Origin of the sequence: Streptomyces cupreus, assembly GCF_014257025.1 — a bacterium.
Classification (GTDB): Bacteria; Actinomycetota; Actinomycetes; order Streptomycetales; family Streptomycetaceae; genus Streptomyces; species Streptomyces cupreus.
On record NZ_JACMSF010000164.1, the window covers coordinates 1 to 1,243 of the forward strand.

Below are 1,243 nucleotides of genomic sequence, written 5' to 3' on the forward strand. Positions count from 1 at the left end.
TGAGGCGCCCCGAAGTTCTCGGACAGCGGTCCCCATAGGATCGAAGTCCAGAACGGCGGAGAGAGCACGTGGCACAGAAGCGTAGGAAGTTCAGTCCTGAGTTTCGGGACGAGGCGGTCAAGATGGTGGTCGTGGAGTCCCGCCCGATCGCCGAGGTCGCCCGAGAGATACAAGTGAACGAGGGAACGCTGGGCACCTGGGTCAGCCGGTACCGGCAAGAGCACGCCGGGGAGGAGCCTCCCCTGAACATCAGCGAACGCGCCCGCCTGCGCGAGCTGGAACGCGAGAACCGGGAACTCCGTATGAAGACCGAGTTCCTGGGAAAAGCGGCGGCCTTCTTCGCCCAGGAATACCGGTGACGGAGAAGTACGAGTTCATCGACGGCGAGGCCGACAACTTTCCCGTGCAGCAGATGTGCACCTGGGCGGGAGTATCCACGTCGGGCTTCTACCACTGGAGATCGAGGCCATTGTCGGCCACCGCGAAGCGCCGTGCGGAACTGAGGGCCGTCATCCTCCAGGTCTTCTCTGACTCGCAGGAGACCTACGGCTACCGGCGTGTCCACGCCGTGCTCCAGCGGATGAACGTGCAGGCCGGAGCAGAACTGGTCCGCGCGCTGATGCGCGAGCTCGGCCTGGTGCCATGCCAGCCGCGGCCCTGGCGGGCGACCACGATCGCTGATGATGCGGCGCCGGCCACGCCCGACCTGCTGGCCCGTGACTTCACTGCTGACGCTCCCGGGCGCAAACTGGTCAGCGATATCACCTACGTTCACACCTGGGCCGGGTTCCTGTATCTCGCGACCGTCATCGACTGCCACACCAAAGCTGTGGTCGGCTGGGCGATGGCCGACCACATGAAGACCTCTCTCATATCGGATGCACTCGATATGGCGGCCCGGAACATCGACCTCGCCGAAGGCTGCATATTTCATTCCGATCGCGGCAGCCAATACACGTCTCGGGAACTTCGTTGCAAGCTCCGCTCGTTGGGCCTGCGAGCGTCGGTCGGCCGCACCGGTGTCTGTTGGGACAATGCGATGGCTGAATCATTTTTCGGCGCCCTCAAAAACGAACTCGTGCATCGAACTACGTTCCCAACGCGCGCACATGCCCACCGGGCGATCGTCCGCTACATCGAGATGTTCTACAATCGAAAACGCCTCCACTCCGGACTCGGCTACAAGACTCCCGCAGAAGTCCACGCCGAGTACGAGGAGTTGCAGGCAGCGGCATAAGGAGAA

1 protein-coding gene is annotated in these 1,243 nt (G+C 62.9%); it reads left to right on the forward strand.

The window, feature by feature from the left end:
* The first annotated feature begins 68 nt into the window (after positions 1–68).
* Positions 69–1,237 (forward strand): IS3 family transposase gene (locus H4N64_RS44095; RefSeq protein ID WP_186288249.1). Its coding sequence is split into 2 segments (ribosomal slippage): positions 69–321 and positions 321–1,237, totalling 1,170 coding nucleotides; the frame shifts between segments, so codons are not numbered across the junction.
* Positions 1,238–1,243 lie beyond the last annotated feature (6 nt).